The sequence below is a fragment of the Aeromonas sp. sif2416 genome (genome assembly GCF_019218665.1).
In the GTDB taxonomy this organism is placed as follows: Bacteria; Pseudomonadota; Gammaproteobacteria; order Enterobacterales; family Aeromonadaceae; genus Aeromonas; species Aeromonas encheleia.
In genome coordinates, this window is the sequence record NZ_JAHUXC010000003.1 from 129673 (window position 1) to 148265 (window position 18593).

General features: G+C 60.1%; 16 protein-coding genes and 1 pseudogene. 9 read left to right on the forward strand and 8 right to left on the reverse strand.

Translation table 11 applies throughout. The features are described from left to right. Positions 1–130 precede the first annotated feature (130 nt). Positions 131–3007, forward strand: coding sequence for an aminomethyl-transferring glycine dehydrogenase (gene gcvP / locus KW821_RS06815; protein ID WP_218290905.1), 2877 nt, complete (start codon positions 131–133; stop codon positions 3005–3007). Between the two features lie 201 nt (positions 3008–3208). Here gcvP and KW821_RS06820 read toward each other — a convergent pair whose 3' ends face one another. Next, the gene (locus KW821_RS06820) at positions 3209–3877 is read right to left on the reverse strand and encodes a hypothetical protein (protein WP_218290906.1); all 669 of its coding nucleotides are present in this window, start codon (positions 3875–3877) and stop codon (positions 3209–3211) included. A gap of 220 nt (positions 3878–4097) precedes the next feature. Between KW821_RS06820 and KW821_RS06825 the strand changes: the two genes are divergently transcribed. The 4 genes and pseudogenes from KW821_RS06825 to KW821_RS06840 all read left to right on the forward strand — a co-directional run bounded on the left by KW821_RS06825 (position 4098) and on the right by KW821_RS06840 (position 7602). Then, entirely contained in the window at positions 4098–4433 is a 336-nt protein-coding gene (locus tag KW821_RS06825; RefSeq protein ID WP_042652424.1) for a helix-turn-helix transcriptional regulator, read from the forward strand. A 41-nt stretch (positions 4434–4474) separates the two neighbouring features. Next, positions 4475–4616 (forward strand): annotated as a pseudogene (locus KW821_RS06830) (IS3 family transposase); the annotation flags it as partial. 945 nt (positions 4617–5561) lie between these two features. Next, the gene (locus KW821_RS06835) at positions 5562–7217 is read left to right on the forward strand and encodes an SEL1-like repeat protein (protein WP_218290907.1); all 1656 of its coding nucleotides are present in this window, start codon (positions 5562–5564) and stop codon (positions 7215–7217) included. Then, positions 7192–7602, forward strand: a complete 411-nt coding sequence (locus KW821_RS06840) for a LysR substrate-binding domain-containing protein (RefSeq protein WP_052445683.1) — start codon at positions 7192–7194, stop codon at positions 7600–7602. Before KW821_RS06835 ends, KW821_RS06840 begins: the two co-directional genes overlap by 26 nt. A gap of 187 nt (positions 7603–7789) precedes the next feature. Here KW821_RS06840 and KW821_RS06845 read toward each other — a convergent pair whose 3' ends face one another. The 3 genes from KW821_RS06845 to KW821_RS06855 form a co-directional block, all read right to left on the reverse strand. Then, positions 7790–8275 carry a VOC family protein gene (locus tag KW821_RS06845; protein ID WP_218290908.1) on the reverse strand — a complete coding sequence of 162 codons (486 nt, stop codon included), beginning with the start codon at positions 8273–8275 and terminating at the stop codon, positions 7790–7792. 61 nt (positions 8276–8336) lie between these two features. Then, complete coding sequence (locus tag KW821_RS06850; RefSeq protein WP_218290909.1) at positions 8337–9044, reverse strand: dihydrofolate reductase family protein; 708 nt, start codon at positions 9042–9044, stop codon at positions 8337–8339. A gap of 61 nt (positions 9045–9105) precedes the next feature. After that, positions 9106–9312 carry a hypothetical protein gene (locus KW821_RS06855; RefSeq protein ID WP_218290910.1) on the reverse strand — a complete coding sequence of 69 codons (207 nt, stop codon included), beginning with the start codon at positions 9310–9312 and terminating at the stop codon, positions 9106–9108. A gap of 171 nt (positions 9313–9483) precedes the next feature. Here KW821_RS06855 and KW821_RS06860 point away from each other — a divergent pair, with 171 nt between their 5' ends. Then, entirely contained in the window at positions 9484–10233 is a 750-nt protein-coding gene (locus KW821_RS06860) for a class I SAM-dependent methyltransferase (protein WP_218290911.1), read from the forward strand. Positions 10234–10593: 360 nt separating this feature from the next. After that, positions 10594–12153 (forward strand): diguanylate cyclase, encoded by a 1560-nt coding sequence (locus KW821_RS06865; RefSeq protein WP_042652419.1) that lies wholly within the window; start codon positions 10594–10596, stop codon positions 12151–12153. Positions 12154–12299: 146 nt separating this feature from the next. On the opposite strand, the gene KW821_RS06870 is transcribed toward KW821_RS06865, so the two are convergent. From KW821_RS06870 to KW821_RS06885, 4 genes are all read right to left on the reverse strand, one after another. Further along, positions 12300–12545 (reverse strand): hypothetical protein, encoded by a 246-nt coding sequence (locus tag KW821_RS06870; RefSeq protein ID WP_042652418.1) that lies wholly within the window; start codon positions 12543–12545, stop codon positions 12300–12302. A gap of 188 nt (positions 12546–12733) precedes the next feature. Further along, on the reverse strand, positions 12734–14320 hold the full coding sequence (gene ahpF, locus KW821_RS06875; RefSeq protein ID WP_218290912.1) for an alkyl hydroperoxide reductase subunit F: 1587 nt from the start codon (positions 14318–14320) through the stop codon (positions 12734–12736). Between the two features lie 142 nt (positions 14321–14462). After that, positions 14463–15029 (reverse strand): alkyl hydroperoxide reductase subunit C, encoded by a 567-nt coding sequence (gene ahpC / locus KW821_RS06880; RefSeq protein ID WP_042652416.1) that lies wholly within the window; start codon positions 15027–15029, stop codon positions 14463–14465. A 642-nt stretch (positions 15030–15671) separates the two neighbouring features. Beyond that, positions 15672–16118, reverse strand: coding sequence for a CBS domain-containing protein (locus KW821_RS06885; protein ID WP_218290913.1), 447 nt, complete (start codon positions 16116–16118; stop codon positions 15672–15674). 211 nt (positions 16119–16329) lie between these two features. Here KW821_RS06885 and queA point away from each other — a divergent pair, with 211 nt between their 5' ends. Continuing rightward, on the forward strand, positions 16330–17382 hold the full coding sequence (queA, locus tag KW821_RS06890; protein ID WP_218290914.1) for a tRNA preQ1(34) S-adenosylmethionine ribosyltransferase-isomerase QueA: 1053 nt from the start codon (positions 16330–16332) through the stop codon (positions 17380–17382). 72 nt (positions 17383–17454) lie between these two features. Continuing rightward, a complete protein-coding gene (gene tgt, locus KW821_RS06895; RefSeq protein WP_218290915.1) occupies positions 17455–18591 on the forward strand; it encodes a tRNA guanosine(34) transglycosylase Tgt in 1137 nt (378 codons plus the stop codon). Positions 18592–18593 lie beyond the last annotated feature (2 nt).

The window sequence follows — 18593 nt, forward strand, 5'->3', positions numbered from 1 at the left end:
CATCGCGACCCCCCGCCGATGCTCCCGCAGCATCCGGTGCCGCCCGCGCCAGAAGAGTGCCCGCGGTGCCCAGAACATGAGTGGAGTCGGCCCGTGCCGGCTATCAGGAACATCTATCAGGAATAGGGAAATGACCCAGTCACTGTTTGAACTCGAGCAAAAAACCGATTTCATCCGTCGCCACATCGGCCCGGGTGAGGAAGAACTGCGTGCCCTGCTGGCCGAAGTGGGTGCCGAGAGCCTGGACGATCTGATCGAACAGACGGTCCCCGCCGCCATCCGCCGCCTGGGCCCGCTCGGCATCGGTGCCCCCATGACCGAAGTCGAGGCGCTGGCCAAGCTCAAGGGCTACGCCGCCCAGAACCAGATCGCCAAGAGCTACATCGGCATGGGTTATCACGACACCCACGTGCCCCACGTCATCCTGCGTAACGTGCTGGAAAACCCGGGCTGGTACACCGCCTATACCCCCTATCAGCCGGAGCTGGCCCAGGGCCGTCTCGAGGCGCTGCTCAACTTCCAGCAGCTCACCCTGGATCTGACCGGCATGGATCTGGCCAGCGCCTCCCTGCTGGATGAGGCCACCGCCGCCGCCGAAGCCATGGCGCTCGCCAAGCGCATGGCCAAGTCCAAATCCAACCTCTTCTTCGTGGCCGACGACGTGCACCCCCAGGTGATCGACGTGGTCAAGGAGCGCGCGGTGCACTTCGGCTTCGACGTGAGCGTCGGCCCGGCCGCCCAGGCGGTGAGCGAGGAGGTGTTCGGTGCCATGTTCCAGTTCCCGGGTACCACCGGGAATGTGACCGATCTGCGCGCCCTGATCGCCGCGGTCCAGGCCCAGAAGGGGCTGGCTTGCGTCGGCGCCGACATGCTCTCCCTGCTGCTGCTGAAATCCCCGGGTGAGCTGGGGGCCGACGTGGTGTTCGGCTCCGCTCAGCGCTTCGGCGTGCCCATGGGTTACGGTGGCCCGCACGCCGCCTTCTTCGCCACCCGCGACGCCTACAAGCGCTCCATGCCGGGTCGCATCATCGGCGTCTCCAAGGATTCCCGTGGCAAATCTGCGCTGCGCATGGCGATGCAGACCCGTGAACAGCATATCCGCCGCGAGAAGGCGAACTCCAACATCTGTACCGCTCAGGTGCTGCTGGCCAACATGGCGAGCTTCTACGCCGTCTACCACGGCCCGGTGGGGCTGAAAACCATCGCCTCCCGGGTGCACCGTCTGACCAGCATCCTGGCGCTGGGGCTCAAGGCCAAGGGGCTGAACCTCAAGCACGACAGCTGGTTCGATACCATCACTGTCATGAGTGCCGACAAGGCAGCCCTGATCGCCAAGGCCGAGGCTCTGCACATCAACCTGCGGGCCGATCTGGATGGCGCCGTCGGGGTTTCCCTGTCCGAGACCACCACCCGCGGCGACGTGGCCGAGCTGTTTGACCTCTTCCTGGGCCAAGGGCACGGACTGGATGTCGAGGCACTGGATGCCAAGGCGCAGGCTCATCAGGCCATCCCGCAGGATCTGCTGCGCAGCGATGCGGTGCTGACTCACGAGGTGTTCAACAAGTACCACTCCGAGACCGAGATGTTGCGCTACATCCACCGTCTCGAAGCCAAGGATCTGGCCCTGAACTACGCCATGATTTCGCTCGGCTCCTGTACCATGAAGCTCAACGCCACCGCCGAGATGATCCCGGTGACCTGGCCCGAGTTTGGCAAGCTGCACCCCTTCGCTCCGCTGGCCCAGACCAAGGGTTACCAGCTGCTGCTGGCAGACCTCGAAGACTGGCTGGTGAAGGTGACCGGTTATGACGCCGTCTGCATGCAGCCGAACTCCGGCGCCCAGGGCGAATACGCGGGCCTCTTGGCCATCAAGAAGTACCACGAGTCCCGCGGCGAAGGCCATCGCGACGTCTGCCTGATCCCGGCATCGGCCCACGGCACCAACCCGGCCTCCGCCCAGATGGCGGGCCTCAAGGTCATCGTCACCGCCTGCGACAAGTTCGGTAACGTGGATCTCGACGATCTGCGTGCCAAGGCCGCCGAGGTGGGGGATCAGCTCTCCTGCCTGATGGTGACCTACCCCTCCACCCACGGGGTGTACGAGGAGACCATCAAGGAGGTGTGCGACATCGTTCACCAATATGGCGGTCAGGTGTACCTCGACGGTGCCAACATGAACGCCCAGGTGGGCCTCACCGCACCGGGCTTTATCGGCGCGGACGTGTCGCACCTGAACCTGCACAAGACCTTCGCCATTCCCCATGGCGGTGGCGGCCCTGGCATGGGCCCCATCGGCGTGAAGCAGCACCTGGCGCCGTTCGTGGCCGGTCATGCGGTGGTCAAGACCGACAAGGAGAGCCGTAACAACGGTGCCGTCTCCGCGGCTCCGTTCGGTTCGGCCAGCATACTGCCCATCAGCTGGATGTATATCGCCATGCTGGGTGACGAGGGGCTGAAGAAATCCACCCAGGTCGCCATCCTCAACGCCAACTACCTGGCCAAGAAGCTGGGGGAATCCTTCCCCGTGCTCTACACCGGTCGCAACAACCGCGTGGCCCACGAGTGCATCCTGGACATCCGTCCGCTCAAGGAAGCCTCCGGCATCAGCGAGATGGACGTGGCCAAGCGGCTGATGGACTACGGCTTCCACGCGCCGACCATGAGCTTCCCGGTGGCGGGCACCCTGATGGTCGAGCCGACCGAATCCGAATCCAAGCGCGAGCTGGATCGCTTCGTCGAGGCCATGACCCGCATCCGCGCCGAGATCGGCAAGGTGCAGGACGGCCACTGGAGCCTGACCGACAACCCGTTGGTCAACGCGCCCCACACCCAGGATGATGTGATGGACGAGCAGTGGGCACGCGGTTACAGCCGCGCCGAGGCGGTCTTCCCCTCCGACGCCGTGCGCGCCGCCAAGCTGTGGCCCTCGGTCAACCGCATCGACGACGTCTATGGCGATCGCAACCTGTTCTGCTCCTGCATCCCGACCGAGGATTACGCCAAGTAATCACGGCCATTTAAGCTGGAAACTAGAAGACCCTGCATTGGCAGGGTCTTTTTTATTCTCGTCCATAAAATATGCAATTAAATTACAAAACAGATCAGATTTGATCTTTTTAGAGCGATTCATGGGTGCTCGCGGTCATTAAAATTGGAAACGATAAAACCCTGTATCAGCAGACTTTATCGGGTCTGGGATTGCGATACATCAATCGTCCTTTGGCAGCAACCGAGATAGGCCCACTTGGGCCGGTAGTTCCCCGATGACCTCAATCTCCCAACCCGTCATATTGGCACGACACATGTGATAGTAGTGCGCGATGTTGGCCTGCGCTTGCAAGGCGTGACGGGCTTTATCCAGGGCCTCTGTTGCATCGATGCCAATGCGGCTCAGCAATAGCTCAACGCGGGTTTCCAGTTGCCTGCATTCATGGGGGGAGAGCACCCCAGCCATCACCTTTGACGCCACGTAAAGACGGGCGTCGTCTTGCGAAATTGGCTTCAAGACACCGCGAGCATACTCGTTGGCAAGCGTGACCTCTTGGGCCATGTATTTGTGCATGAGATGACCCTCTTCGAGGCGCATGATCACCTCGTTGACGTTGTAGTGACTGTGCTCCTCCAGATAATCACGCACCAGGAGCTTGTGGGCCAGCGCGAGTACATCAGCCAGCTCGATAGCGTTAGTGAGCCGAAGGCGCAATTCGGTTGCGCTGGCCAATTTGCCCATCGCGGCAGAAAGCAGACGACCACGTTGCGCCTGACCGGGGGATTCATCGCGACCGATAACGCCCGTTGGCAGGAATTGATCGGCTAGGTCGCGGCTGACGGTGACGCGAATGCGGCTATTTTCTACGGTGAGGGTTTGATGCGTCATGTTACTGCTCCTGAGGCTTCTCGATGACCCGCCTGTTGTACGGTGGCCCGTTGAATATTTAGCAAATACGATAGAGCTGAAAACGGATTTATATGGCATTTATTGCCAAATTAGTTCCCCAAAAGGAACCTTGACGGTGTTACTCGTCATTTCTATTATGTTCCATATATGGAACTTAACGGCATAAAAAGGCTCCAGTGTCCCGATAATGGAACATAACATGAACATCTCCAATAGCGATCCTGTCGATGCTATCACCCAAGAGCTGGGGGTGAGATTGCAGCGGGTACGGTTGAATCTCAATATCACTCAGGCAGCACTTGCAACACTGGCAGGTGTGACTCGCAAGAAAGTGATCCACGCCGAGACAGGCAATGCCGATCTAGTCACCGTCGTCAGATTGATGCGAGCAATGAATATTGCCGACCAGCTTGATAGCTTCCTGCCCCCAGTGCCCGTCTCACCACTTCAACTTGCCAAGTTAGCAGGAAAAAAACGGCGGAGAGCGTCCGGTACACCCGACACACAAAGTAAAAAAGTGGTCAGCGAATGGTAATCGAGTTCATCAATATCCATTCATATACAGGATCTTTAGCTCACCGGATTTATCTGGAACTGGCACTCAACTTGCGGATAAAGCCCAGGAAACGGCTGGTACGTGCCAAACCGGCGGCGTTGGCGGTCCAATAGTTGCTGGTCGATGGACTTCATGCATGCCCAACTGTCTGATGGCCGCTCGGTTGCATATTCCGGCCGTAAATGAACACCTATTCCGGACTGCTCTGGACACGTACTCTGGAGCCAAATGAACGGTCATGATTCGACCTGTGGGCATGATAACTGCCGTGCCGTGCCGTGCCGTGCCGTGCCGTGCTGTGCTGTGCTGTGCTTGGCTGCTGGCTTGTTCGGCGAGTCGAAAAGATGCCTCCCCTCAAAGCTCAGCTTCTGCTCGAGTACTCCCTGTCGGCATCCTTTCCGGAAATGGTGTACACAGATTCCGGAATCGCTGTTCAACTTGGCCGGAATACGCATCGGTACGGTTGTTCAATGTGATAGACGACTTCAACCGTGAGGCGTTATGCATCGAAGTGGATTTTTCGCTGCCCGCCTCGCAGGTGAAGCCACCTGCAATAGTCACCTATTTTTGTAATTAAGTTACATGAACGCTATCAGGTCAAACGGAGATTGGTTTCCAACTTCAATGCCTTATTTGCTTGTGGTACAGGTGGAGGTTCGCTTTTGAGTTTCCAACTTAAATGTCACATTGGGTATCGATAACTTATTGAATTTTTTGACCTGCCTGTTTCCAACTTAAATGGTCGTGATCAGGTGGTGATGATCACGGCCATTTAAGTTGGAAATCGTGACATTGAAGTTGGAAACTAGAGGACCCTGCATTGGCAGGGTCTTTTTTATTCGTATTCTGGCGGCGTTGGTGGTGGCCCGGTCTCGGCCTTGATCAACAAGGCCGCGGCATGTTCATCGCTCGCAATAAAACTCCCCTGAGGACTCTCAATCCACCCAGCCGGACATCCATCGAGACTGCGCTCTGTGGTTGCACCAGGCCACCGAGTTCTGGCAGCGCCATCCATCCCGTGGTGATTGGAGACTCAATAACCGGCTGCACTACAATGCGAAAGGGGAACAAACATCAGCAGGGCGGTATCCAGGGATGAAAAAAACGATGTTGGCACCGTTGTTGGCGGTGTTGCTGGTAACCGGTTGCCCCGATCGGCAAGCGGAGCCGACAACAGACAAGCAAGAGAAAGCCAGCGTGAAGGCCCCGGCAGGCGATGTTGTCGCTCTGGCTCAGCAGGGTGATGCCAAGGCGCAATTTAACCTGGGCCTGATGTATGCCACGGGCGAAGAGGTGCCGCAGGACTTCAAGCAGGCGCTTGCCTGGTACCGCAAGGCCGCCGAGCAGGGGGATGCCGGGGCGCAATACAACCTCGGCCTGATGTATTACCGCGGTCAAGGGGGGTCACAGGACTACAAGCAGGCCGCGGCCTGGTATCGCAAGGCCGCCGAACAAGGGGATGTCCAGGCGCAATTTAACCTGGGCCTGATGCATGCTACCGGCCAAGGGGTGCCAGAGGATTTCAAGCAGGCATTCACCTGGAGTAGTAAAGCCGCCGATCAGGGGGATGCCAAGGCGCAAAGCAGCCTGGGCCTGATGTATGCCACCGGCCAAGGGGTGTCTCAGGACGACAAGCAGGCGTTCGCCTGGTATCGCAAAGCCGCCGAGCAGGGGGAGGCCAATGCGCAATTCAACCTGGGCGTGATGTATGACCACGGCAAAGGGGTGCCACAGGACGACCAGCAGGCGCTCGCCTGGTACCGCAAAGCCGCCGAGCAGGGGGATGCCGGGGCGCAATACAACCTGGGACTGATGTATTACCGCGGCCAGGGGGTAGCACAGGACTTCAAGCAGGCCGCTGCCTGGTATCGCAAGGCAGCCGAGCAAGGGGATACCCATGCGCAATTTAACCTGGGGGTAATGTATTACAACGGCGAAGGGGTGCCACAGGACTTCAAGCAGGCGCTCGCCTGGATCAGCAAAGCCGCCGAACAGGGGTATGCCATGGCGCAGAACAACCTGGGGGTGATGAATTACCGCGGCCAAAGGGTGCCACAGGACTTCCTGCAGGTGTTAGCCTGGTATCGTAAAGCCGCCGAGCAGGGATATGCCAAAGCGCAGTTCAATCTGGGCGTGATGTATGAACGGGGTGAAGGGGTGCCACAGGACGACCAGCAGGCGCTCGTCTGGTACCGTAAGGCCGCCGAGCAGGGGGATGCCGATGCGCAAAACAATGTGGGCCTGATGTATTACCACGGCGATGGGGTACCACAGGACTTCAAGCAGGCGCTCGCCTGGTATCACAAGGCCGCCGAGCAGGGTGAGGTCAATGCGCAAACCAGTCTGGGGGTGATGTATGAACACGGGCAGGGGGTACCAAAAGATGACCAGCAGGCGGTCGCCTGGTACCGCAAGGCCGCCGAGCAGGGGTATGCCGGGGCGCAAACCAGCCTGGGGGTGATGTATTACCGCGGCGATGGGGTGCCAAAGGACTTCAAGCAGGCCGCGGCCTGGTACCGCAAGGCCGCCGAACAGGGGTATGCCGGGGCGCAAACCAGCCTGGGGATGATGTATGCCAGCGGCCAAGGGGTGCCGAAGGATGTCAAACAGGCATATGCCTGGTTCTCGGTTGCCGCGGCCAACGGCAGTGGCAAGGCGGCTGAGTGGCGCGACGCTGTGGCCAAGGAATTGCCCCCCGCCGCACTGGCAGCGGCGCAGGCACTGGCCGGTCGCTATTTTGAGCAGTATCCATCCAAGCCGTAACGAGCTGGCGCGCAAGCTGGAAGAGGTACCCCTGGGGCTATTCACGGCGCCCGACTATATCGAGCGCATGGGCATGCCTTCTTCGTTGGCGGAATTAAAAACCCATCGCTGTATTCTGTTTTTGATCCCCAGCACCGGCCGCGCGCTCCCCTGGCAATTGTGCGAGGGGGGCGTGGATGTGGATTGGATGCCGGAGGCCGCGCTGGAGGTCACAGATGATCCCCTCGGTGTCGTGTCGCTGGCAGAGAGCGGGCTGGGTATTTGTCAGGCTTATGATTTCATCGTCGCCGAGCGGATTGCGCGCGGCACTCTGGTGGAAATCATGCCGGAACTGCGCGGGCGCCTGCGCGTTTTTTCGCTGTTCTATGCCTCCATAAAACCCTGACCGCGGCGGCCAAGGCCTTTATCGAGGTGATGTTGTCTGACTAAAGGTTTGTGGTACGGTGCCTGATATGGCATTTGATAGGCAATCAGTTTCCCACTTGAACCAGCCGTTTTATCCCCAGTAAAAGCCCCGCCAGTTGGCGAGGGCTTTGTTTTTATACGAGATGCGTCCTGAGGCGATAATAATCTCAGCCGCGGCGCGCCGCCTCTATGGTCGCGATGTCGATCTTTCTCATCTGCATCATCGCCTCGAACGCGCGCCTGGCGGCGGCGGGGTCGGGATCGGTGATCGCCTGCAACAGCGCGACCGGGGTGATCTGCCAGGAGATGCCCCACTTGTCCTGGCACCAGCCGCACTCGCTCTCCTGGCCGCCGTGGTCGATGATGGCGTGCCAGTAGTGATCCGTTTCGGCTTGGGTCTGGGTGGCGACCTGAAACGAGAACGCCCAGTTGTGCCTGACCCCGGGTCCGCCATTGAGCCCGAGGCAGGGGATCCCCATCACCCTGAACTCGACCGTCAGCACATCCCCTTGCTTGCCAGACGGAAAGTCGCAAGGCGCATGGTAGACGGCACCGACGGAGGAGTCGGGAAAGGTGCTGGCGTAGAACTGCGCCGCCTCCTCTGCGTCGCCGTCATACCAGAGGCAAATGGTGTTCTTTGCGGGGGTATTCATGTCATTTCTCCATCCTGATAGGCCGTCCTGCGCCGCCACAAGGGAGGCGGGTCCTTTTTCGTCACCATTTATCATTGGCCATCCGTTGGCGCCTGGCCAACTCCAGCTCGCTCGGTGCGCTGCCGGGGAAGGTGCCGGGCTGGATATCGCCGTCTGGCACATAGGTGCTCATCAGCACGCCGGAGTCTGACACCCGGGAGCGCACCAGCCGCAGTGCCGATGGCCTGGCCGTCTCGCCGAACAGGCGCTTGCCCCGGCCAAGCACCACCGGAAAGGTCCAGAGGTGGTACTCGTCTATCAGCGGCATACCCGGCAGTGGCATACCCAGCGACGGGTCCAGGGTCGCGGCCTGGAGCGTCTGGATCAGGTTGCCGCTGCCAATCACCTGCAGATCGGGGCCAGGCTGGCCCTTGAGGGCGATGACAGCCGCGACGACATCGCCCTCAAGCAGGCTCGAGTTGTGCCACTGGAGCCGCGTCAGGGTGCGCGAGGCGACGTGTTTCTTCGCGGCGTTGAGCGTCTTGGCGATGGGGTGATCATGGGGCTGATAAGGCCAGTAGGCCTCGAAGATCTGGTAGGTTCTGCGCCCGAGCAGCAGCTCGCGATCCTTGCCGTCGAAGCCCGCGGCCGAGATGTCCATGCTGTCGTCCGCATAGTTGAACATCCAGCCGCCAAGGGCAAAGCCGCCGGTGGGGTCCTCTTTTGGCCCGCCGGGGGCTTGCATGATGCCGTCGAGGGACACAAAGGCAGAGACGATGACTCTTCTCATGGCAATCCTCCTGTGGTGATGCGAGTCGGGTAAAGGGGTGAGCCGGTACGGGGCGGTGTGTTTACTGGGCGTTGGCCGCGGAAGCGGCAGCCTGGGTGGCTCTCATGGCCTCATCGAGCTGCAGTTTGAGCTGCTCCGCCTGCACCTTGGCTTGTTCCGCCTGCTCTGCCTGCAGTTTCCCGTTGATCACGGCCGTGCCAACCACCTCGGCGCCGCATCCGCTCAGCAGGGCCGCGATGAGGGGGAGTAGATAGTGGGATCTCGGCATGGGGACTCCTGCGGTGCTGGATAGCCGACCTGATGTGCTCGTGCTGTGTTGAGTGTAGTGGCATAGTGAATCTGGCCACCAGGGGAGGGCGACGCGCGCCCATGCCTGAATCATTGCCAGTGGGCGGCGTGGCGCAGGGTTGGCACAGAGATAACCAGAGAGGAGTGAGCAATGGACAGTACCCAGCGATTCTCGGCCCGGGTCGAGGCCTATGTGAAGTATCGCCCCGGCTACCCGGCGGCCATGCTGGATTTTCTGGCGCAGGAGCTCGGCATGGGGCCCTCGGCTGTGGTCGCCGACATAGGGGCGGGCACCGGCATACTGACGGCGCTGCTGGCGCCCAGGGTGAGTCAGCTGTGGGCGGTGGAGCCCAATGCCGAGATGCGCAGCGCCGCCGAGCGGCTGTTGGCGGGGGCCGGCAACCTCAGCTGGCACAGTGGCAGTGCGGAGGCCACCGGCTTGCCTGCGGGCGCCGTGGATCTCGTCACCGTCGCCCAGGCCTTCCACTGGTTCGACCGCGCCGCCTTCAAAGCCGAATGTCGTCGGCTGCTCAGGCCCGGTGGCCGGGTTGCGCTGATCTGGAACGACAGGCTGACCAATACCCACTTCCTCGAGGCCTATGAGGCGGGGCTGCGCACCTATTCCGGGGATTATGAGGAGGTGAACCATCGCAATCTCGGCGAGGCCGATTTTCGCGCCTTCTTCGAGGGGGACTATCGGCTCGATCGTTTCGAGAACCGCCAGCTGTTCGACCTCGATGGGGTACTGGGGCGGCTCAACTCCTCCTCCTATGCGCCCGCCATGGGCACACCGGCCTATGAGGGACTGACGGCGCTGATCCGCCGCGAGTTTGCCCGCTGCGCCGTCGATGGCCAGATAGCCTTCAACTATTGCACCCTGGTCTACAGCGGCCGGGTCTAGCCCCGGGCGATGGGGGACACCAAGGGGAGACACGGGCAGGGTGATGTTCATTAAAGCCCCTGCCGATGGCGCTGTCTGCCGACGAAGTGCTCCGTTTGTCCCCTTGTTCCAGGATACCTCCTCGCGGAGGGCGAAACCGGCGGGCTTGCCTACTGGTTTTTTTTAACCAGAAAATATCTCCTATCTCTCTGTTCCACTTAACGAAACCTCATTTCGATGAAAAAGTTGCCTGAATCACAGTTGAATGAGGTCGGGAAAATGATTCACTACCCCTAAAGTGATGGCGGCATACTGTGCGCCCTCCGATGGGGCCATGCCGCATGCAGGTTGCACCACGAGGTGATGAGCAGGACCCCAAGTATGTTGATTTTCAAACGCACGAAGAAAAATTTTGCCTTTATCACGGGCTATCTCTGGCTGTTGGCCTTGCCGATGCTGCTCGGGATCGGTGGCATGTTTGCCCTCTCGGTCTACAACCATGGGGTGGTCGTTGAGCAGAAGCTGGTCAGTCTCAACAGCATGGCCGTGGTCGCCGAGGCGAGAATGCTCGATCACATCGAGCAGCTGATGGCCGTCGAGGTTACCGCGGACAAACTGAACCCGGTGATCTCGTCGACTCGGGCCCGGCAGGAATACCGCGAACTCTGGGGTAACAAGGCCGCCCTCGACTCCTTGATCACGCTGATCTTCTATGCCGACTCGACCGGACGCTTCTTCTCCGGCAGCGAGGAGGCGGATCAGGCCTGGGTGAACGCCAGGGTCAATGTGAACTCCCGCGCCTGGTTCAAGGGGGCGCTGGCGGCCCGGACGTTTTACTGGACGCCGGCCTATCAGGACATCTTAACCGGCGACTATATCCTGACCCTCGCCCATCGGCTGACGGATGGCCAGCAGGAGGGGGCCCGTGTCATCGGCACCGATGTGAACGTCGCGGAATGGTCGCAGATGCTCAGAGACATGCTGTACGGGGACAACGCCTTGAGCCACATGGTGATTGATCGCCGCACCAACCAGATCCTGGTGAGCTCGCAGTCGGCCTACAACGGCCAGATATTGCAGGCCCCCTGGCTGGCGCGCCTGACCTCGCAATCCGGCTCCTTCTACTCGGAGCAGAGCAACGAGTATGTGGCCTATGGGACGCTACCCAAGCGTGAACATTGGCTGGCCATCACTGTCCAGCCAAGGCGAGATTCGGTGGCCGTGCTGGGGGGCAGCCTCGCCCTGGGGCTGCTGGTCGTCGCCTGCGCGCTCTTCATCACCATGTCGGCCTTCTTCCGCCTACGGTTGCTGGTGCTCATCGACAGCCTGGTCAACCGGATCCGCCAACTCGGTGCCGGCGCAATGGGGGGTCCCTCATCGAGCGTCCTGCCGGTGTTCCCGGAGATGGCGCTGCTGGATCAGGCGCTGAATCAGGTGTCTGATCACCTGCAAGAGTCGTTTGACATGGCACACAGGGACGCCCTGACCGGCATCTACAATCGACGCTTCCTGGATGGGCGCCTTCGTCAGCTGCATGAGGAGGGAAGCCCCTTCGTGCTGGCCCTGGTCGATCTGGATAACTTCAAGCAGATCAACGATGTCTATGGCCATACCGGCGGAGATGCGGCGCTTTGTCGCAGCGTCGAGCTGGGTCAGGAGCTGTTGGGTGAGAGTGCTTCCCTGTGCCGTTACGGCGGCGAGGAGCTGGTCGCCCTCTTCGAACACGGCACGCTGGCGGAGGCCGAGCTGCTGATGGAGCAGTGGCGTTGCCGCGTCAGCGAGCTGAAGTGGCGGGAGAAGGGGATGCTGGTCACCTTCAGTGCCGGCATCGGCAGCAGCAATGGCCGCACCCCCGAGGAGCTGCTGGCCATGGTCGACAATGCGATGTATCAGGCCAAACGGGCTGGCAAGAACCGCATCTATCGCATCGAGGGAGAGTAAGCGGCATACCGTTTGCTCGATGAGCGTGATACGGCTCCCGCATGACAAGGCCCTCGCCATGGCGAGGGCCTTGTTGTTTGTATCGCCTCTGCGTTGGGCATCACCGGCCGGATGATGCCTCTCGTCGCCAGGATGTGCAGGCGGGATCAGGTCTTGTCGATGCCAAGCAGGGTCATGGCCTTGGCCAGGGTATCTATGGACTCCTGATGCTTGCCCTCCTTGTGCAGGGTCTCGCCCTCGGCCCTCAGCTGCTTCACCTCCGCCAGCCGCTCGGCACTGATGGGAGGGCCCGCGGCCAGGGCATCGTCAATCCTCTTCATGTCCATGGGACAGTGAAACGCGAAGGCAGTGCCGGCGAAGAGCAGGCCTGCCAACAACAACATGAGCCTCATTTTGACTACCTCCGTGATGAGATCCCATTAAGGATAGCCCGCCTATGCTGGGGTTATCGATTGGGGCGGGGAGGTCAGGGCTAGCAAGCCGTCTGGTCAGGGAGGCACTGTCTCTCTCATGCCTGGCCTGCAAGGGAGATAAAAAAAGCCGACTCCAGGGAGTCGGCTTTTTGTTGGCGATGGGCCTATCAGGCGGTCACAGCATCGGCCTTGACGGCGGCGGCTTCCGGCGCCGCATTGCGGATGAGGTAATCGAACGCCCCCAGCGCGGCGGTGGCACCGGCACCCATGGAGATGATGATCTGCTTGAACGGCACGGTAGTGGCGTCACCGGCGGCGTAGACACCGGGCAGTGAGGTCGCGCCCTTGGTGTCGATCTCGATCTCGCCAAAGCGGGTCAGTGCTACTTCGCTCCCCTTGAGGAACTCGGTGTTTGGCACCAGGCCGATCTGCACGAAGATACCGGCCACCGCCAGGTGCTTGATCTCACCCGTGGTGCGGTCTTCGTAATCCATGCCAACCACCTTGCTGCCGTCACCGATCACTTCGGTGGTGCGGGCGCTCATGATGATGTCGATGTTGCCCATGGAGCGCGCCTTCTTCTGCAGCACCTCGTCGGCACGCAGGGTATCGGCGAATTCCACGACGGTGACGTGCTCGACGATGCCGGCCAAGTCGATGGCCGCTTCTATGCCGGAGTTACCGCCACCGATCACCGCCACCCGCTTGCCCTTGAAGAAGGGACCGTCGCAGTGCGGGCAGTAGGCCACGCCCTTGGTGCGGTATTCAACTTCGCCCGGCACGTTAAGGTCGCGCCAGCGGGCACCGGTGGCCAGGATCACGGCGCGGCTCTTGAGGGTAGCGCCGGAGGCGAGCTCCACGTTCACGTAGCCATCCTTGCTGATGGCGGCGGCGCGCTGCTCGGTGATCACTTCCACGCCGTACTGCTTGACGTGCTGCTCCAGGCTGGCAGCCAGCTTGGGGCCTTCGGTGTAGGGCACGGAGATGAAGTTCTCGATGCCGACAGTGTCCATCACCTGACCACCGAAACGCTCGGCGACGATGGCGGTACGGATCCCTTTACGGGCGGCATAGATGGCCGCGGCCGCGCCAGCCGGGCCACCGCCGACGACCAATACGTCGTAGGGAGCTTTCTCGCTCAGCTCGGCGGCTTTGCGTTCGCTTGCGCCGGTATCGAGCTTGGCGACGATCTCTTCCAGCGAGATGCGGCCCTGGCTGAACGGCTGACCGTTCAGGTAGACGTTCGGCACCGCCATGATCTGACGCTCATTCACCTCATCCTGGAACAGGGCACCGTCGATCATGGTGTGGGTGATGCCGGGGTTCAGGGTGGCCATCAGATTCAGGGCCTGTACCACGTCCGGGCAGTTGTGGCAGGAGAGGGATATATAGGTCTCGAAGTGGAACTCACCCTTCAGGTTCTTGACCTGCTCCAGCACGGCCGGATCGGCCTTGGAGGGGTGGCCGCCGCTTTGCAGCAGGGCGAGCACCAGGGAGGTGAATTCATGACCCATGGGGATGCCGGCAAAATGAACACGCGGGGCCTGGCCCTTCGGCGCGATGCTCATGGAAGGCTTGCGAGCGGCAGTGCCATCGGTCATGGAAATCTTGGGGGACATGTCGCTGATTTCTGTGGCCAGGGCCAGCAGCTCCGCGGACTTGTCGCTGTCATTGCCGGACACGCTGATCTCGATGGGATTGACGATGTACTGCAAGTAACCGTTGAGCTGCTGTTTGAGGTTGGTATCTAACATCTTCGAATTCCTTCTTGTTATGGCGGGTCGGCACTATTACTGGATACAGAAAGCACTGGATGCAAAAAACAGTGAACGCAGAAAGCACTGAGCCAGAAAGCAGACCGGCCCTTGAGTGGGCCGGTCTTGGAGAGCAGGAGGCTTAGATTTTGCCTACCAGATCCAGGGACGGGGCCAGGGTGGCATCGCCTTCTTGCCACTTGGCCGGGCACACTTCACCCGGGTGAGCGGCAACGTACTGGGCAGCTTTGACCTTGCGCAGCAGTTCCAGAGCGTCACGGCCGATACCGCCGGCGTTGATTTCAACGATCTGGATGACGCCCTGTGGGTCGATCACGAAGGTACCACGGTCAGCCAGGCCAGCCTCTTCGATCATCACGCCGAAGTTGCGGGTGATGGCGCCGGTCGGGTCACCGATCATCGGATACTGGATCTTCTTGATGGTGTCAGAAGTGTCGTGCCAGGCCTTGTGAGTGAAGTGGGTGTCGGTAGAGACGGCGTAGATCTCGACGCCCAGCTTCTTGAATGCAGCGTAGTTGTCGGCCAGGTCGCCCAGCTCGGTCGGGCAAACGAAGGTGAAGTCAGCCGGGTAGAAGAACACCACGGACCACTTGCCTTTCAGGTCAGCGTCAGACACCTGAACGAATTTGCCATTGTGGTAGGCGGTAGCGTTGAACGGCTTGATTTCAGTGTTGATATAGGTAGACATGTATTTGCTCCTTGGTGATGTACATATGCCCGTCCGGTAGTGAAGAGTCTTGCCAGACGAGGCGCTTAACTTTCGATGGGGTCATCATAGGGCCTTTCGCTAATCGGTTAAAGCCACAATTTTGAATCACTTAAATCTACTTATTAGATAGCCCATCGCAACTGTACCTAACATGAATATCTCAGGCCTTCGAAGATAACTCATTGGCGAAGTTCAATTTCTGTCCTGTAGCTCACATTTTCAAGGCCCGGATGGGATCTTGTTTTATGAAATGTGAGGAGGCTAGGGCGGCAATCGGCCTGTGGCGCGAAAGAGGGGCAGGGAGAGGCGGATAAAAAAATCCCGGCGCTATCGCGAGGATAGGGCCGGGTCATCAAACAAGGAATGGCGATATAACAAATGCTTTACAGCAAAGACTTACTACGGGGTGTGCAAACTTGCAGACATATGAAGAGAAGACCCGGGTGCACAATCCCTTATCTCCCCTTCGGCAATAATTGCATGACGGGCATCATAGTGTGACGGCGATCACAAATCAAGGTTGTGGTGTAATTTTTCAATCAAAATGAAAGACTTTCAGATTAATGGCCGATTTTTCCGCTGAAAACGCTTTTATTGTAATTTAATTACAGGATTGGGCGATCAGAAGTCCACAGGTGGCTCCTGCTCCTCCATCAGCTCCAACAGGTTGATGGCGACGGCGATGAAATCCGACTCTGTGACTATGCCCACCAGTTTGCTGCCCCGGATGACCGGCAGGCAGCCATATTTGTGGCGCTGCAGGTAGAGGGCGGCCTCCTTGATGCCGGCGTGGGGATCCACGCTCGCCACCTGGTGGGTCATGATCTCGTCGAGCTGGACGCTGTCGGTGAACTCGGCCTCCCGCTCCGGGTTGATCAGCAGCAGCTTGGATTCGCGGGTGGCCAGGATGTCGGAGAGGGTGACTAGGCCCAGCAGGTGATGGTGTTCGTCGACGATGGGGATGTGGCGGATCCGCTCCTGCTGCATCAGATCCATCGCCTGTTTGACGCTGTTCTGTGGCCCCAGGGTGAAGAGATGTTCGGTCATGATTTCGGACAGGGTCATCATGGTGGGACTCCTTGTGTCTCTGGTTTCACCATAGTCCAGCCGCTGGCGCCAAAACATGATCAGGGTCAATACAGATCATTAAAGAATCATTAACCGGCAAGGTGTCACAAAAACGAGCGCTATCCCTTGTCTCTCTTGGGTTTTTGGTCTTTTGGGTTGCCTTGCTGGAAGGGGATAACTAGACTAGCCGCCGATTCCCCCGAGGTGAAAGATGCAAGTATCCGATTTTCATTTTGATCTGCCAGACGAGCTGATTGCCCGCTATCCCATGACGGAACGTACCGCCAGTCGTCTGTTGCAGCTCGATGGTCAAAGCGGCGCCCTGCGCCATGGTCAATTTGTGGATGTGCTGGACCGGCTCAACCCCGGCGATCTGCTGGTGTTCAACAACACCAGGGTCATACCGGCGCGCATGTTTGGCCAGAAGGCCAGCGGCGGCAAGCTGGAGGTGCTGGTGGAGCGCATCCTGGACGAGCACAGCGTGCTGGCCCACGTGCGTTCCTCCAAGTCGCCCAAGCCCGGCACCCGCCTCAACCTGGATGGTGGGGTCGAGGCCGAGATGCGCGCCCGCCACGACGCCCTGTTCGAGATCCACTTCCTGGACCCGCGTCCGGTGCTGGAGATCCTGGAGGCCATCGGTCACATGCCGCTGCCGCCCTATATCGACAGGCCCGACGAGGACGCCGACAAGGAGCGCTACCAGACCGTCTACAACCAGAAGCCGGGCGCCGTGGCGGCGCCGACCGCGGGGCTGCACTTCGATGAGCCCCTGCTGGCAAAGATCCGCGCCAAGGGGGTTGAAACGGCCTTCGTCACCCTGCATGTAGGTGCGGGGACCTTCCAGCCGGTGCGGGTGGACAGGATCGAAGATCACCACATGCACTCGGAGTATGCCGAAGTGCCACAGGAGGTGGTGGATGCCATCAACGCGACCCGGGCTCGTGGTGGCCGCGTGATTGCGGTGGGCACTACTTCGGTGCGCTCTCTGGAGAGCGCGGCCAAGGTGAGCCTGGCCCAGGGCAAGCCGCTGGCGCCCTTCTTCAGCGACACCGACATCTTCATCTTCCCGGGCTATGAGTTCCAGATCGTCGATGCCATGGTCACCAACTTCCACCTGCCGGAGTCGACCCTGATCATGCTGGTCAGCGCCTTCGCCGGCTATGACCATGTGATGGCGGCCTATCAGGCGGCCGTGGCCGAGCAATACCGTTTCTTCAGCTACGGGGACGCCATGTTCGTCACCCGTCGCCGGGCGCAGGCATAAGCCTCGCCCTTTATACCGGGCCCATCGGGTCCTCTGCTGTCAGACTGTTTCTCTGACTGAATCGAGGTAGCAATGAAATTTGAACTGAAAACCACCGACGGCCGCGCCCGTCGCGGTCAGCTGGTATTCGAACGCGGCGTGGTGCAGACCCCGGCCTTCATGCCGGTCGGCACCTACGGCACCGTCAAGGGGATGACCCCGGAAGAGGTGCGCGAGACCGGCGCCCAGATCCTGCTCGGCAACACCTTCCACCTCTGGCTGCGGCCGGGGCAGGCGGTGATGCGCGCCCACGGTGATCTGCATGACTTCATGAACTGGCAGGGCCCGATCCTGACCGACTCCGGTGGTTTCCAGGTGTTCAGCCTGGGTCACATCCGCAAGATCACCGAGGCGGGCGTGCATTTCCGTCACCCCATCAACGGTGAGAAGATCTTCCTCGACCCCGAGAAATCCATGGAGATCCAGTACGATCTGGGCTCCGACATCGTGATGATCTTCGACGAGTGCACCCCCTATCCGGCGACCTACGAAGAGGCGCGCAAGTCCATGGAGATGTCCCTGCGCTGGGGCAAGCGCTCCCGCGACAAGTTTGATGCTTTGGGCAACAAGAACGCCCTGTTCGGCATCATCCAGGGTTCCGTGTATGAAGAGTTGCGGGATGTGTCGCTGAACGGCCTGCTGGAGATCGGTTTCGACGGCTACGCGGTCGGTGGCCTCGCCGTGGGTGAGCCCAAGGAAGACATGCACCGGATCCTCGAGCACGTCTGCCCGAAGATCCCGGCCGACAAGCCACGCTATCTGATGGGCGTCGGCAAGCCGGAGGATCTGGTGGAAGGGGTGCGCCGCGGCGTCGACATGTTCGACTGCGTGATGCCGACCCGCAACGCCCGCAACGGCCATCTGTTCACCACCGATGGGGTGGTCAAGATCCGCAACGCCAAGTATCGCGAAGACACCAGCACCCTGGACGCGGACTGCGATTGCTACACCTGCAAGAACTACACCCGCAGCTATCTGTACCATCTGGACAAGTGCAACGAGATCCTCGGCGCTCGTCTGAATACCATCCATAACCTGCGTTATTACCAACGGGTGATGCAGGGTTTGCGGGACGCGATCGAGCAGGGTAAATTAGACGACTTTGTAACTGAGTTTTACCGTCGGCAAGGGAAGCCTGTGCCTCCGATAGCTGAAAATGACGTGAAATAACA

Coding starts and splice junctions, on each gene's coding strand:
- KW821_RS06870 (WP_042652418.1), bottom strand. CDS start 12,545: ATGAGGCTCATGTTGTTGTTGGCAGGCCTGCTCTTCGCCGGCACTGCC.
- KW821_RS06860 (WP_218290911.1), top strand. CDS start 9,484: ATGGACAGTACCCAGCGATTCTCGGCCCGGGTCGAGGCCTATGTGAAG.
- queA (WP_218290914.1), top strand. CDS start 16,330: ATGCAAGTATCCGATTTTCATTTTGATCTGCCAGACGAGCTGATTGCC.
- tgt (WP_218290915.1), top strand. CDS start 17,455: ATGAAATTTGAACTGAAAACCACCGACGGCCGCGCCCGTCGCGGTCAG.
- KW821_RS06835 (WP_218290907.1), top strand. CDS start 5,562: ATGTTGGCACCGTTGTTGGCGGTGTTGCTGGTAACCGGTTGCCCCGAT.
- KW821_RS06825 (WP_042652424.1), top strand. CDS start 4,098: ATGAACATCTCCAATAGCGATCCTGTCGATGCTATCACCCAAGAGCTG.
- KW821_RS06845 (WP_218290908.1), bottom strand. CDS start 8,275: ATGAATACCCCCGCAAAGAACACCATTTGCCTCTGGTATGACGGCGAC.
- KW821_RS06885 (WP_218290913.1), bottom strand. CDS start 16,118: ATGATGACCCTGTCCGAAATCATGACCGAACATCTCTTCACCCTGGGG.
- KW821_RS06855 (WP_218290910.1), bottom strand. CDS start 9,312: ATGCCGAGATCCCACTATCTACTCCCCCTCATCGCGGCCCTGCTGAGC.
- KW821_RS06850 (WP_218290909.1), bottom strand. CDS start 9,044: ATGAGAAGAGTCATCGTCTCTGCCTTTGTGTCCCTCGACGGCATCATG.
- ahpC (WP_042652416.1), bottom strand. CDS start 15,029: ATGTCTACCTATATCAACACTGAAATCAAGCCGTTCAACGCTACCGCC.
- ahpF (WP_218290912.1), bottom strand. CDS start 14,320: ATGTTAGATACCAACCTCAAACAGCAGCTCAACGGTTACTTGCAGTAC.
- gcvP (WP_218290905.1), top strand. CDS start 131: ATGACCCAGTCACTGTTTGAACTCGAGCAAAAAACCGATTTCATCCGT.
- KW821_RS06865 (WP_042652419.1), top strand. CDS start 10,594: ATGTTGATTTTCAAACGCACGAAGAAAAATTTTGCCTTTATCACGGGC.
- KW821_RS06820 (WP_218290906.1), bottom strand. CDS start 3,877: ATGACGCATCAAACCCTCACCGTAGAAAATAGCCGCATTCGCGTCACC.